The 13,613-nt window shown below is 68.6% G+C and carries 10 protein-coding genes; 1 reads left to right on the forward strand and 9 read right to left on the reverse strand.

From position 1 onward, the window contains the following. Nucleotides 1-43: 43 nt before the first annotated feature. The 9 genes from LSI54_RS11035 to uvrA all read right to left on the reverse strand — a co-directional run bounded on the left by LSI54_RS11035 (nt 44) and on the right by uvrA (nt 12,441). Nucleotides 44-1,270 (reverse strand): phosphoglycerate kinase, encoded by a 1,227-nt coding sequence (locus LSI54_RS11035; RefSeq protein WP_241464492.1) that lies wholly within the window; start codon nt 1,268-1,270, stop codon nt 44-46. 203 nt (nt 1,271-1,473) lie between these two features. After that, nucleotides 1,474-2,478 carry a type I glyceraldehyde-3-phosphate dehydrogenase gene (gene gap / locus LSI54_RS11040; RefSeq protein ID WP_241478381.1) on the reverse strand — a complete coding sequence of 335 codons (1,005 nt, stop codon included), beginning with the start codon at nt 2,476-2,478 and terminating at the stop codon, nt 1,474-1,476. 319 nt (nt 2,479-2,797) lie between these two features. After that, nucleotides 2,798-3,421: a superoxide dismutase gene (locus tag LSI54_RS11045; RefSeq protein ID WP_241478382.1), complete on the reverse strand. Its 624-nt coding sequence runs from the start codon at nt 3,419-3,421 to the stop codon at nt 2,798-2,800. 146 nt (nt 3,422-3,567) lie between these two features. Continuing rightward, complete coding sequence (gene whiA / locus LSI54_RS11050) at nt 3,568-4,548, reverse strand: DNA-binding protein WhiA (protein WP_241464489.1); 981 nt, start codon at nt 4,546-4,548, stop codon at nt 3,568-3,570. A gap of 171 nt (nt 4,549-4,719) precedes the next feature. Further along, nucleotides 4,720-5,730 carry a gluconeogenesis factor YvcK family protein gene (locus tag LSI54_RS11055; protein ID WP_241478383.1) on the reverse strand — a complete coding sequence of 337 codons (1,011 nt, stop codon included), beginning with the start codon at nt 5,728-5,730 and terminating at the stop codon, nt 4,720-4,722. A gap of 2 nt (nt 5,731-5,732) precedes the next feature. Beyond that, nucleotides 5,733-6,626, reverse strand: coding sequence for an RNase adapter RapZ (gene rapZ, locus LSI54_RS11060; protein WP_241464487.1), 894 nt, complete (start codon nt 6,624-6,626; stop codon nt 5,733-5,735). A 69-nt stretch (nt 6,627-6,695) separates the two neighbouring features. After that, nucleotides 6,696-8,756, reverse strand: coding sequence for an excinuclease ABC subunit UvrC (gene uvrC, locus LSI54_RS11065; protein ID WP_241478384.1), 2,061 nt, complete (start codon nt 8,754-8,756; stop codon nt 6,696-6,698). After that, a complete protein-coding gene (locus LSI54_RS11070; protein ID WP_370642623.1) occupies nt 8,749-9,459 on the reverse strand; it encodes a lysophospholipid acyltransferase family protein in 711 nt (236 codons plus the stop codon). The genes uvrC and LSI54_RS11070 overlap by 8 nt, the downstream gene beginning before the upstream one ends. Before the next feature lie 78 nt (nt 9,460-9,537). Further along, nucleotides 9,538-12,441, reverse strand: coding sequence for an excinuclease ABC subunit UvrA (uvrA, locus tag LSI54_RS11075; protein WP_241478397.1), 2,904 nt, complete (start codon nt 12,439-12,441; stop codon nt 9,538-9,540). Nucleotides 12,442-12,762: 321 nt separating this feature from the next. On the opposite strand from uvrA, the gene LSI54_RS11080 reads away from it, so the two are divergent. After that, nucleotides 12,763-13,611 carry an HAD hydrolase-like protein gene (locus tag LSI54_RS11080; RefSeq protein ID WP_241478385.1) on the forward strand — a complete coding sequence of 283 codons (849 nt, stop codon included), beginning with the start codon at nt 12,763-12,765 and terminating at the stop codon, nt 13,609-13,611. The last annotated feature ends 2 nt before the right edge of the window (nt 13,612-13,613 follow it).

Here is a 13,613-nt window from a genome sequence, read left to right on the forward strand (position 1 = left end):
GTGATGAGATCAGCAGGTCAGACGGAGCAGCAGGAGCGCGAGCTCAGCCTTCGAGCGCGTCGATGCCGGGCAGCGCCTTGCCTTCGAGGTATTCCAGGCTGGCGCCGCCGCCGGTGGAGATGTGCCCGAAGCTGTCCTCGTCGAAGCCCAGCGCGCGCACGGCGGCCGCCGAGTCGCCGCCGCCGACCACGGTGAACGCCTCGGTGGTGGTCAGCGCCTCGGCCACGGCGGCGGTGCCCTTGGCGAAGGCCTCCATCTCGAACACGCCCATGGGCCCGTTCCAGAAGACCGTCTTGGCCTGGGCGATCTCGGCGGCGAACGCCTTCGACGTGTCGGGCCCGATGTCCAGGCCGAGCGCCTCGGCGCCGTGCTTGCCGGATTCCAGCGCGTCGGCCGGGAGCACCTCGACCTCGGCGTCGGCGGCGAAGGCCGAGGCCATCACGATGTCGGTGGGCAGCACGATCCGGCAGTCCTGCCGCTCGGCGGCCTCCAGGAAGCCCTTGACGGTGTCGAGCTTGTCGTCCTCGACCAGGGACTTGCCGATGCCGTGGCCCTGGGCCTTGAGGAAGGTGAAGACCATGCCGCCGCCCACCAGGAGCGTGTCGGCGCGGCTCATCAGGTTCTCGATCACGGCGAGCTTGTCGGAGACCTTGGAGCCGCCCAGGACCACCGTGTAGGGGCGCTGCGGGGTCTCGGTGAGCCGCTGCAGCACCAGCAGCTCGTCGCGGACCAGGTCGCCCTGGTAGGCGGGCAGCTTCGCGGTGATGTCGGCCACCGAGGCGTGCCGGCGGTGCACCGCGCCGAAGGCGTCGTTGACGTAGGCGCCGTCGGTGCCGGTCAGGGCGGCGAGCTCGGCGGCGAGGCCGGCCCGCTCGGCGTCGTCCTTGGAGGTCTCGCGCGCATCGAAGCGGACGTTCTCCAGCAGCAGGATCTGACCCGGTTCGACCGCGGCGGCCTGCTCCTGGGCGCTGGGGCCGACGAGGTCATCGGCGCGCAGCACGGTGACCTCGGTGAGCTCGGACATCCGGGCGGCCACCGGGGCTAGGGAGTACTTCGGCTCGGGCTCACCCTTGGGGCGTCCCAGGTGGGCGGTGACCAGCACCCGGGCGCCGGCGGCGGCGAGCTTCTCCAGCACCGGCAGCGAGGCGCGGATCCGGCCGTCGTCGGTGACGACACCGTCTTTGAGCGGCACGTTGAGGTCGGAGCGGACGAGCACGCGGCGGCCGTTCAGGCCTTCGGAGAGCAGGGCGTCAAGGGTGGCTGCAGTCATGGGATCAGGGTACCAATCGCTGGAAGGGAGAAACAGGGAGGCGGCGGGCGCCGGAATCGGCGAGAAGAAGACGACGACGGCGCGCTCACCGCACACAGACGCGCCGCACGCAGACGCGCCGCACACCGACACGCCGCACGGCAGAGGCCCCGGTCTCGACGAGGATTCGTCGAGCCGGGGCCCATGCGATCAGGCGAGCTGGATCAGCGGCCGACGTGCGCGGTCATGTCCACCAGGCGGGCGGAGTAGCCGTACTCGTTGTCGTACCAGCCGAAGACCTTGACGGTCTTGCCGATGACCTTGGTCAGCGGTGCGTCGAAGATCGTGGAGTGCGGATCGCCGACGATGTCGGAGGAGACCAGCGGATCCTCGCTGTAGTGCAGGATGCCCTTGAGCGGGCCCTCGGCGGCCTTCTTGAAGGCGGCGTTGACATCTTCAGCCGTCACGCCCTCCTTTTCGATGGCGATGGTGAGGTCGGTGCCCGACCCGGTGATGACCGGGACGCGGAGGGCGTAGCCGTCGAGCTTGCCGTCCACCTCGGGGATGACCAGACCGATGGCGGCGGCCGCACCGGTGGAGGTGGGGACCATGTTCACGGCGGCGGCGCGTGCACGGCGGGGATCCTTGTGCGGGGCGTCGTGCAGGCGCTGGTCACCGGTGTAGGCGTGGACCGTGGTCATCAGGCCCTCGACGAGACCGAACTCGTCGTTGAGCACCTTGACCAGCGGAGCCAGGCAGTTGGTGGTGCAGGAGGCGTTGGAGACCACGGTGTGGTTCTCCGAGTCATAGGTGTCCTCGTTGATGCCCATGACCAGGGTCGCGTCGACGCCCTTGCCCGGTGCCGAGAGGACGACCTTCTTGGCGCCGGCATCGAGGTGCTTGCCGGCGGACTCCTTGGTGGTGAAGAAGCCGGTGCACTCGAGCACGACGTCGACGCCGAGATCGGCCCAGGGCAGGTTTGCCGGGTCCTTGTCGGAGAGGATCTTGATCCGGCGGTCACCGGCGACGAGGGTGTCACCGTCGAGGGAGACATCGGCCGGGAAGCGACCCATGACGGAGTCGTACTTGGTCAGGTTCACCAGCTGGGCGGGGTCGGTGAGATCGTTGATCGCCACGAGCTCGAGGTCGGTGCGGCCGGTGTTCTCCAGCACGCGCAGCACGGTGCGTCCGATACGTCCAAAACCATTGATCGCGATTTTTGTCGCCATGAGGTTCCTCTCTTGACAGTGGGACCGCAGTTCCTGCGGGCCTTGGGGCCGTTCTTGCAGAGGCAGACCTGGAGCTTCTCACTCCGGACGAAAAAGCCCTTAGACACACGTTGGGGATCAGCAGCTCGACCGTAGTCGAACCGCTGACCCCCAACAACATCGTTGTTCATCAGGCTGTCTGCAGAACGTGATTTTCAGTTTTCTCGTAGATCATTCAACCATGTCGACATGGCTGGCCCCAACATCCTGGGGCCCGTTCTGCCTGGGAGGACGGTCACACCGTCCGTGCCGGACAGTCACACCGTCGGTGCCGAAGCGATCAGGAAGTGAGCAGCTTCGAGGCGCCCGAGCGGGCGGCCTCCAGACGTGCGGCGACGTCGCTCCAGTTGATGATGTTCCAGAAGGCCTTCACGTAGTCGGGCTTGACGTTCTGGTAGTCCAGGTAGAAGGCGTGCTCCCACATGTCGAGCATCAGCAGCGGGATGGTGCCCACGGGCACGCCGTTCTGCTGGTCGTAGAACTGCTCGATGACGATGTTGCCACCGATGGGCTCGTAGGCGAGGATCGCCCAGCCGGAGCCCTGGATGGTCAGCGCGGCGGAGGTGAACTGGGCCTGGAACGCCTCGAAGGAGCCGAAGTACTCGTCGATGGCTGCTGCCAGCTCGCCCTCGGGGCGCTCATGGCCCTCTGGGGAGAGGTTCTTCCAGAAGATCGAGTGGTTGGTGTGCCCGCCGAGGTTGAACTGCAGGTCCTTGAGAAGCTTCGGAGTCGTGGCGTAGTCGCCCTTCTCGCGGGCTTCGGCCAGCTTCTCCAGCGCGGTGTTGGCGCCGGTGACGTAGGTCTGGTGGTGCTTGGAGTGGTGCAGCTCCATGATGCGGGCCGAGATGTGCGGCTCCAGCGCGGAGTAGTCGTAGTCCAATTCAGGAAGTGTGAAGTCAGTCAAAATGTCCTCCTAGACACGGGGGTTCGTCGAGGCCAGCTGCACCTCGGCTCGGTCCTCATCCTATGCCGTGGGCGCATCACCAGAAAGGGGGATGACGTCCATGACCTGAAGTGTTCACCACTGGAGTAACTGCGGTGAGCTGGGCCTCAGCCTTCGAGCATGTCCGGGGTGACGCTGGACTCGGTGCCTGGGATCTTCAGCTCAGAGGCCTTCTTGTCCGCCATGGCCAGCAGCCGGCGGATGCGCCCGGCGATGGCGTCCTTGGTCATCGGCGGGTCCGCGAGCCGCCCCAGCTCATCCAGGGAGGCCTGCTTGTGCGCCAGCCGCAGCTCTCCGGCGTATTTGAGGTGGTGCGGGGCCTCGTCGCCGAGGATCTCCAGGGCGCGCTGCACCCGGGCGCCGGCGGCGACGGCGGCCTGGGCCGAGCGGCGCAGGTTGGCGTCGTCGAAGTTCGCCAGCCGGTTGGCGGTGGCGCGGACCTCTTTGCGCATCCGGCGCTCCTCCCAGACCAGCAGGGTCTGGTGGGCGCCCATGAGGGTGAGCAGCTTCGCGATGGAGTCGCCGTCGCGGATCACCACCCGGTCCACGTTGCGCACCTCGCGGGCCTTGGCCGGGATCCCGAGCCGGCGGGCGGAGCCCACCAGCGCCAGGGCGGCCTCGGGGCCGGGGCAGGTGACCTCCAGGGAGGAGGAGCGGCCGGGCTCGGTGAGCGAGCCGTGGGCCAGGAAGGCGCCGCGCCAGGCGGAGACGGCGTCGGCCATGGAGCCGTTGACGACGACGGAGGGCAGGCCGCGCACGGGGCGGCCGCGGGCGTCGAGCAGGCCGGTCTGCCGGGCCAGCGCCTCGCCGTCGCGGACCACGCGCACCACATAGCGGGAGCCGCGCTTGAGCCCGTTGCCGGAGACCACGATGACCTCGGGGTTGTGCCCGTAGACCTCGGTGACGGTGGTCTTGAGCCGCCGCGCGGTGGCGGCGTGGTCCAGCTCGGCCTCGATCACGATCCGACCAGAGATGATGTGCAGTCCCCCGGCGAAGCGGAGCATGGCCGAAACCTCGGCCTTCCGCTCGGATGTGGTCTTGACGTGCTGGCGGGAAAGCTCTTCTTTGACCGACTCGGTCAGCGCCATATGTGTTGTCCTCTGGTCTTCGTCTGATGCAGCTCGGTCATCGTACCCAATGCCCCTGAGCGGGAATCCGCTCCTAGCCGCCCTTGCTCGATTCACAGGCGCTCCCGCTCGGTCCACGGCCGCTCCGACACAGTCGCTCCGGCTCGGCCGCTCCGGCACGGGCGCCCCGGCTCAGTCGCCGAAGACCTCGCTGAAGGCGATGGCCAGCCGCAGCGGGTCATGCACATCTGGCTGACCCGCCTTGGCGACGTCGTGGTACCTCACCTCCGCGCCGAGCAGCTCCGCCGCTGCGGCGAACTCCTCGCGCTCCTGGAGGGGAACCGACGTGGGGTCCGCGATGATGCGGTGCACGCGCAGCCCGGGGGCGTAGTGATGAAGAACTCGCAGATGTTCGGCCGGACTCATGCCGGCGGTCTCGTCGGTGTGAGGTGTGAGGTTCATCACGATACACCGCCGGGCCTCGGTCTCATAGAGAGCGTCTCGGAGCTCGGGCAGCAGCAGATGCGGCAGCACCGAGGTGTACCAGGAGCCAGGACCTAACACTACCCAATCACTGAGCTCGATGGCGGTGAGCGCCTCGGCGCAGGCCGAGGCCTCGGCCGGGTGCAACTGGACATCGCGCAGCCGGCCCAGGCTGCCCGCAGTCGCCAGCGCCACCTGGGAGGAGAGCCGATCGCCGTTGTTGAACGGCGGCTCGGACCCGGATTCGCCCTCCATGGGTTCCACCACCCCGGACATGGTCAGCGGCTGCCGGGACATCGGCAGCACCTGGCCGCGGGCTCCGAGCAGGGTCCCGGCCCAGCGCAGGCCCTCCACGGAGTCGCCGATGAGCTCCCAGAGCGCGACGATGAGCAGGTTGCCCATCGCGTGGTCGTCGAGGCTGCCGGTGACGCCCTCGCGGGAGCGGAACCGGTGCTGCATGACCTGGGCCCAGGTGCGGCCCCATTCGGTGTCGTCGCACAGCGCGGCCAGCGCCATCCGGAGGTCCCCGGGGGGCAGCACGTCCATGTCTTCGCGGAGCCGGCCGGAGGAGCCGCCGTCGTCGGCCACGGTGACGATGGCGGTGAGGTGCTCAGCGGCGATGACGCGCAGCGCCGAGAGTGTGGCGGAGAGCCCGTGGCCTCCGCCGAGGGCGGAGACGCGGAAGGAGCCGCGCGGCTGCGGCTGGGCGATCTGGCTCACCCCTACTCACGTCCCAGATCACGGTGGATGGTGTTCACCGTGACGTTGGGCAGCTGGTCCAGCCGGCGGGCGAGCTCCTCGGAGACCGCGACCGAGCGGTGCTTGCCGCCGGTGCAGCCCACCGCGATGTTGGCGTAGTGCTTGTTCTCCCGCCGGTAGCCCTCGATGACCGGGCGCAGCGATTCGACGTAGTTGGCCAGGAAGTCGCCGGTGCCCTCGTTGCCCAGCACGTACTCGCTGACCTGGGAGTCCAGGCCGGTGAAGGCGCGCAGCTCGGGCACCCAGTGCGGGTTGGGGATGAAGCGCATGTCGGCGATGAAGTTAGCGTCGGCGGGGACCCCGTATTTGAAGCCGAAGCTCATCACGTTGAGCCGGAGCTGGACCGGGCCGTCCTCGTTGAAGATCTCGGTGATCTCCCGGGCCAGGCCGTGGACGTTGAGGTCGGTGGTGTCGAGCACGATCTCGGCGGCGGACTTGACGTCCTTGAGCAGGTCGCGTTCGGCGGTGATGCCGTCGAGGATCCGCCCGGAGCCCTGCAGCGGGTGCGGGCGGCGGCCCTGTTCGAAGCGGCGGACCAGCAGCGCGTCGGAGGAGTCCAGGAAGAGCATCCGGTAGGTCACGCCGGTGGCCTTGAGCTGCTCCAGCGCGCCGAGCATGTCGGAGAACAGCGCGCGGGTGCGCACGTCGATGACCACGGCGAGCTTCTCCATGGATCCGGGGTGCCGGGAGATGATGTCGATCATGGTGGTGATGAGCTCCGGCGGGAGCCCCTCGACCACGTACCAGCCGAGATCCTCTAAGGCGTGGGCGGCCGTGGTTCGGCCGGCACCGGACATGCCGGTGACGATCAACAGTTCGTTCTCGGGAGGCTTCACCGGGGTCAGACCAACATCCATGCTGAAGAGCCTATCTGGCTGGCACGAATCGGGTGAAGCCCCGGTTCAGGCCACTGTTGAGGCCCTGCGTCAGGCCGGGTCCTTCGCCGGGGCGGGCGCCTCGGCGGTGAGGTGGTCGAGGATCTTCTGCGCGGTGTCGCGGCCCAGCCCGGGGACCTCGATGATCTCCTCCAGGCTGGCCTTCTTCAGGTTCGCGACGGAGCCGAAGTGCGCGACGACGGCGGCGCGGCGGCTCGGCCCCAGGCCCGGCACCTCATCCAGCGCAGACGCGGTCATCGCCTTGGACCGCTTGGAGCGGTGGTAGGCGATGGCGAACCGGTGGGCCTCGTCGCGGATCCGCTGGAGCATGTAGAGCGCCTCGGAGGAGCGCGGCAGCACCAGCGGGAAGTCGTCCCCGGGCAGCCAGACCTCTTCGAGCCGCTTGGCCAGTCCGACGACGGGCAGGTCGGTGATCCCGAGGTCATCGAGTGCCTGCCGTGCCACGTTGACCTGCGGCTGGCCGCCGTCGACCACGACCAGACTGGGCGGGTAGGCGAAGCGTTCGGCCTCGCGCTCGACCACCGTGGAATCCCTGGCCTCGGCGGCTTCAGCAGGCTCCCCCGCCGCCGCAACAGAAGTCACGGGTTCCGCTGGCACAGGTTCCGCTGTCACAGGTTCCGCTGGCACAGGCTCCGCGAGCTCGGCCACCGGCACTGCGGCGTCGGACTGGGCCTGGTCCTTCAGATGTCGGGCGAAGCGGCGGGTGATCACGTCATACATCGCGGAGGTGTCGTCGCGGGCGGCGTCGCCCTTGATCGAGAAGCGCCGGTAGTCGCGCTTCTTCGCGAGCCCGTCCTCGAGCACCACCATCGAGGCGACCACGTTGGTCCCGGAGGTGTGGGAGATGTCGAAGCATTCGATGCGCAGCAGCGGCTCGGCGGCGCCGAGCGCCTCCTGCAGGTCGCGCAGCGCGGCGGAGCGGGTGGTGATGTCGGAGTTGCGCCGGGCCTTGTGCAGCGCCAGCGCCTGGGAGGCGTTCTCCTGCACGGTGCCCAGCAGGGCGGCCTTGTCGCCGCGCTGGGGCACGCGCAGGCTGATCTGCGTCTTGCCCTCGCCCGAGTCGCTGCGCAGCTGGCGCAGCCAGGCGGTCATCTCCTCCGCGTTGTCCGGCAGCGCGGGGACCAGCACCTCGGGCGGGATCCGTTCGGTGTCGGCCATGGAGCCGTAGACCTGCATCAGCAGCTGCTCGACCATCGCGCCGGCGTCGGTGTCCTCGACCTTCTCCACGACCCAGCCGCGCTGACCGCGGATCCGGCCCTGCCGGACGTGGAAGACCTGGGCGGCGGCTTCGAGCTCGTCCTCGGCGAAGGCGAAGATGTCGGCCTCGGTGTCCTCCGAGAGCACCACGGAGTTGCGTTCGAAGACCCGGCGGATGGCCTCGAGGTCGTCGCGGTGCCTCCCGGCGTCCTCGTAGCGCAGCTCGGCCACGGCGGCCTTCATCTCGTTGGTGATCCGGCGGACCTGCGGGCCGGGGCGTCCGGCCATCACCTCGCAGAACTCCTCGGCGAGCCTGCGGTGGTCTTCTTCGCTGATCTCCCCCACGCAGGGCGCGGCGCACTTGCCGATGTAGCCCAGCAGGCAGGGCCGGCCGGAGGCCTTGGCGCGCTTGAAGACCCCGGCGGAGCAGCTGCGCACCGGGAAGACCCGCAGCATGGTGTCCACGGTCTCGCGGATCGCCTTGGCCGGGTAGAAGGGTCCGAAGTACTTCACCCCGGGCTTCTTGTCCCCGCGCATCACCTGGACCCGCGGGTACTTCTCGTTCATGGTGACCGCGAGGTAGGGGTAGGACTTGTCGTCGCGGTACATGATGTTGAACCGCGGGGTGTGCTGCTTGATCCAGGTGTATTCGAGCTGGATCGCCTCGAGCTCGGAGCCGACCACGGTCCATTCCACGCTGGAGGCGGCGTGCACCATGGCGTAGGTCTTCGGGTGCAGGGTGGCGACTCGGGCGAAGTAGGAGTTCAGCCGCGCGCGCAGGTTCTTGGCCTTGCCCACGTAGACCACCCGGCCGTGCGGGTCGATGAAGCGGTAGACCCCGGGGTTGGTGGGGATCTCCCCGGTGCGAGGTCGGTAGGAGGTGGGGTCAGCCATCGGCCTCGGCGGGCGGCGCGTTGTAGCTGGCTACCCGCTCCTGGCCGCTGAGCGCGGCGATGGCGTCCATGATCTGCTCGGTGGCCGCCCGGCGGGCCGGCAGCGGGTGCTTCTTGCCCAGCTGCGGGAACTGCAGCGGCTCCCCCACGTGCATCTCGAACTTGCGCGGTCGGACCATCCGGGAGTCCGGCTTCTGCAGCGCCTCGGTGCCGCGCAGCCCGACCGGGATCACGGGCAGCCCGGTGGCGACGGCGAGCCAGCCGACCCCGTTCTTGCCGCGGTAGAGCCGGCCGTCGCGGCTGCGGGTGCCCTCGGGGTAGATCCCGACGCCGTGGCCCGCCTGCGCGATGGCGCCCAGTTCGAAGAGCGCCTCGACGGAGGCGGACTGGCGCTGGCGCTCCACCGGGACCGAGCCGACGGATTCGAAGAACAGCTTCATCGCGCGGCCCTTGACCCCGGTCTGATTGAAGTACTCGGCCTTGGCGAAGAAGCTCACGGTGCGAGGGAAGAGCGCCTGGATCAGCACCGAGTCCAGGAAGGAGAGGTGGTTGGAGGCGACGATGAACCCGCCCTCGGCGGGGGTGTTCTCCAGCCCGGTGATGATGGGCCGGCAGGACAGCTTCACGGCGATCTCGAAGGTCTTGCGGACCGCATCATTGGTGGCGACGCGCTCAGACTCCTGCGCCTCGGGGGTGGTGCTCACCTGGTGCCTCCGCTTACTCGCTGATCAGCGACGTAGTCCTGCTGTGTGACGTGGGTGCCGCTCTGTGAACTGGCCCACTCACTTTAGCAGTGCGGCAAGGAATGCGCCCGTGTGGGATCCTGTCTTCTCTGCCGTGGCGGCGACCTTCTCCGGAGTGCCCTGCGCGACGACGAGCCCGCCGCCGCTGCCCCCTTCGGGGCCGAGGTCGATGACCCAGTCGGAGGACTTGATCACATCGAGGTTGTGCTCGATGGTGATCACGCTGTTGCCCTTCTCCACCAGCCCCTGCAGGACCTGCAGGAGTTTGCGGATGTCTTCGAAGTGCAGCCCGGTGGTGGGCTCGTCCAGCACGTAGACGCTGCGCCCGTTGGAACGTCGCTGCAGCTCCGAGGCGAGCTTCACCCGCTGGGCCTCGCCGCCGGAGAGCGTGGTGGCGGACTGGCCGAGCCTCACGTAGCCGAGGCCCACTTCGACCAGGGTGTTGAGGTGTCGGGCGATCGGGGCGAAGGCGGCGAAGAACTCCGCGGCCTGCTCGATCGGCATGTCGAGCACCTCGGCGATGTTCTTGTTCTTGTACTTCACCTCGAGGGTCTCGCGGTTGTACCGGGCGCCGTGGCAGACCTCGCAGGGCACGTAGACGTCGGGCAGGAAGTTCATCTCGATCTTCAGCGTGCCGTCGCCGGAGCAGGACTCGCAGCGTCCGCCCTTGATGTTGAAGGAGAACCGGCCGGGCTGGTAGCCGCGGGTCTTGGACTCCGGCGCCTGGGCGAAGAGCTTGCGGACGTGGTCGAAGACCCCGGTGTAGGTGGCCGGGTTGGACCGCGGGGTGCGCCCGATCGGTGACTGGTCCACGTGGATCACCTTGTCCAGGTGATCGTCGATCCCGTCGATCCGGCGGTGCCGGCCGGGGACCTGCTTGGCGCCGTTGAGCTTGTTCGCCAACGACTTGTAGAGGATCTCGTTGATCAGCGTGGACTTGCCGGAGCCGGAGACGCCGGTGACGGAGAGGAAGATCCCGAGCGGGATCTCCACGGAGACCTTGTCCAGGTTGTTCTCCTGGGCCTCGATGACCTTGAGCATCCGGGTCTTGTCCACCGGGCGGCGCTGCGCCGGGATCGGGATGCTGCGCCGGCCGGAGAGGTAGTCCCCGGTGATGGAGTGGGTGTTGTCGCGCAGGCCCTGCACGGAGCCGGAGTGCACGATCTCGCCGCCGCGCTCACCGGCGCCGGGTCCGATGTCCACGATCCAGTCGGCCTCGGCGATGGTGTCCTCGTCGTGTTCGACCACGATCAGGGTGTTGCCGAGGTCGCGCAGCCGGGTGAGGGTCTGGATCAGCCGGGCGTTGTCGCGCTGGTGCAGCCCGATGGAGGGCTCGTCGAGGACGTAGAGCACCCCGACCAGGCCGGAGCCGATCTGGGTGGCGAGCCGGATCCGCTGGGCCTCGCCGCCGGAGAGCGTGCCGGCGGCGCGCTCCAGGTTCAGGTAGCTCAGGCCCACGTCGAGCAGGAAGTTCAGCCGGGCCAGGATCTCTTTGAGCACCTGGTCGGCGATGGTGGCGTCGCGGGCGGAGAGCTTCACGGTGGAGAAGAACTCGGCGCACTTGTCCAGCGGCAGCCGGGCGATCTCGGCGATCGAGGCGCCCTGCACGGTGACCGCGAGCGCGGCGGGGTTCAGCCGCTGGCCGTTGCAGGCCGGGCAGGGGATCTGGCGCATGTACTGCGCGTAGCGGTCCCGGGCGTTGTCGGACTCCACCTCGAGGTGCTTGCGCGAGATGTAGGAGAGCGCGCCTTCGAACCCGGTGGAGTAGGTGCGTTCGCGGCCGAAGCGGTTGCGGTACTGCACGACGACCTTGTGGTTGCGGCCGTGCAGCAGCGCCTTCTGCACCTTCTTGGGCAGGTCCTTCCAGGGGGTGCGCACCGAGAAGTCCAGCTCGTTGGAGAGCGCGGTGATCAGCCGGAGCCAGTAGTCCTTGGAGGCCTTGCCCAGGGCCCAGGGTGCGATGGCGCCGCCTTCGAGCGAGAGGGTGTCATCGGGGATGACCAGGTCGATGTCCACCTCGAGGCTGGAGCCGATGCCGGAGCAGACCTCGCAGGCGCCGAAGGGGTTGTTGAAGGAGAAGGAGCGCGGCTCGATCTCGTCCAGCGCCAGCGGGTGCTCGTTCGGGCAGGCCAGGTTCTCGGAGAAGGGCCGCTGCTTGGGGCCGGTGAGGCCTTCGGGGACCTTGTCGTTGGTGGGTTCGCCGTCCTCGTCGAGGTCGACCAGGTCGATGACCAGGCGCCCGTCGGCGAGCTTCAGCGCGGTCTCCACCGAGTCGGTGAGCCGCTGGCGCATGCCTTCGCGGATCACGAGCCGGTCGATGACCACTTCGATCTGGTGCTTATAGGTCTTCTCCAGCGTGGGCGGCTCGCTGAGCTGGATGATCTCGCCGTCGACGATGGCGCGCGAGAAGCCTTCGCTGGCGAGGTCGCGGAAGAGGTCCTTGAACTCGCCCTTGCGGCCGCGGACCACCGGGGCCAGGACCTGGAAGCGGGTCTTCTCGGGGAAGCTGAGGACCTGGTCGACGATCTGCTGCGGGGTCTGGCGTTCGATCTTCTCGCCGCAGGTGGGGCAGTGCGGGATCCCGATCCGGGCCCAGAGCAGGCGCAGGTAGTCGTGGATCTCGGTGACCGTGCCCACGGTGGAGCGGGGGTTCTTGGAGGTGGACTTCTGGTCGATGGAGACCGCTGGGGAGAGGCCTTCGATGAAGTCGATGTCGGGCTTGTCCACCCGGCCGAGGAACTGCCGGGCGTAGGCGGAGAGCGACTCGACGTAGCGGCGCTGGCCCTCGGCGAAGATGGTGTCGAAGGCGAGCGAGGACTTGCCGGAGCCGGAGAGGCCGGTGAACACGATGAACGAGTTGCGCGGCAGCTCGACGGTGACGTCTTTGAGGTTGTGCTCGCGCGCACCCTGGACCACGATCCGGTCGGCTTCGGCATGACCGATCGTCCCGTTGGTGGCGGATTTTCGTCGCGCACCCTCGGCGTAGTAGTCGTCCACGGATTCGATGATGGCTGTTTCGGCTGCTCGCTCTGACACGTGATTCAGTGTAGAACCCCTGACCCGTTCGAACAAACGTTCGAAGCCAGGGCGGGGTGGGGGCGGTCCGCCCGTTCGGGACCGGGCGCTCCCTGCGTCGAAAGGCGGATTCTCCGCGCATCTGACCCGGTTTTCGGGCCCTGGTGCTCGGAGATTCCGCCGCTCAGTGCGAGGTGGCGTTCATCACCCCGACGACGACGCCGCGTCGGTCCATGTCAGAATGGCGCCGTGATCTCTGACTCCCCCGCTGCCCCTGCCACCGCCCGCCTCACCGTCGACTCCGCCGCCGACGCTGCTGACACCTCCGACATCCGGGTGGTGCTCTTCGACCTCGATGGCACCCTGGTCGATCCGGCCGGGGCGATCACCCTCGGCGTCGTCCATGCATTGGGCGTGCACGGGATCGAGATCCCCGATCAGGAGGTGCTGGACTCATTCGTCGGTCCGCCGCTGGCCACCTCGCTGGCCAGCCTGCCCGGCGTCACCGAGGCCCTGATCCCCTCGATCGTGGAGGAGTACCGGCAGCGCTACCTCGCCGAGGGCATGCAGGCGAGCCGGGTCTACCCGGGGATCGAGGAGCTGCTGAGCACGCTCAACGCCGCCGGCGTGGTCTGCGCGGTGGCCACCTCGAAGCCCACCGGACTGGCCGAGCGGCTGCTGAGCATCCAGGGCATCCGCGAGCACTTCGCCGCGGTGCACGGCTCCCCCGAGGACGAGTCCGTCCCGCACGACGGCAAGGGCCCCATCCTCGGTGCTGCGCTGGAAGCGATCGGCCTGGACCCCGCCGCGGGCCCGCTCAGCGAGACGGCCCCCGACGCCAGGGCGATCATGGTCGGTGACCGGGTCTTCGACGTGGACGGCGCCGCAGCCCACGGCCTGCGCTGCATCGGCGTGCGCTGGGGTTACGCCCCCGCCGGAGAGCTGGAAGAGGCCGGGGCGTACCCGATCGTGAGCACCACGGAGCGCCTCGAAGATGCGCTGATCTCGGCCGGGATCCTGAGCCCGGCCAAGCAGCTGGCCTATGCGCCGGGCGACGTCCGCTTCGTGACTCCGCGAGGTCGCCAGACCTTAGACTGAGC

This window comes from Nesterenkonia sp. AY15 (genome assembly GCF_022565855.1).
GTDB lineage: Bacteria > Actinomycetota > Actinomycetes > Actinomycetales > Micrococcaceae > Nesterenkonia.

Bases quoted from the DNA above. Each gene is read 5' to 3' on its own strand.
- LSI54_RS11035 (WP_241464492.1), bottom strand. From the start codon at position 1,270: ATGACTGCAGCCACCCTTGACGCCCTGCTCTCCGAAGGCCTGAACGGC.
- gap (WP_241478381.1), bottom strand. From the start codon at position 2,478: ATGGCGACAAAAATCGCGATCAATGGTTTTGGACGTATCGGACGCACC.
- whiA (WP_241464489.1), bottom strand. From the start codon at position 4,548: ATGGCGCTGACCGAGTCGGTCAAAGAAGAGCTTTCCCGCCAGCACGTC.
- rapZ (WP_241464487.1), bottom strand. From the start codon at position 6,626: ATGGATGTTGGTCTGACCCCGGTGAAGCCTCCCGAGAACGAACTGTTG.
- uvrC (WP_241478384.1), bottom strand. From the start codon at position 8,756: ATGGCTGACCCCACCTCCTACCGACCTCGCACCGGGGAGATCCCCACC.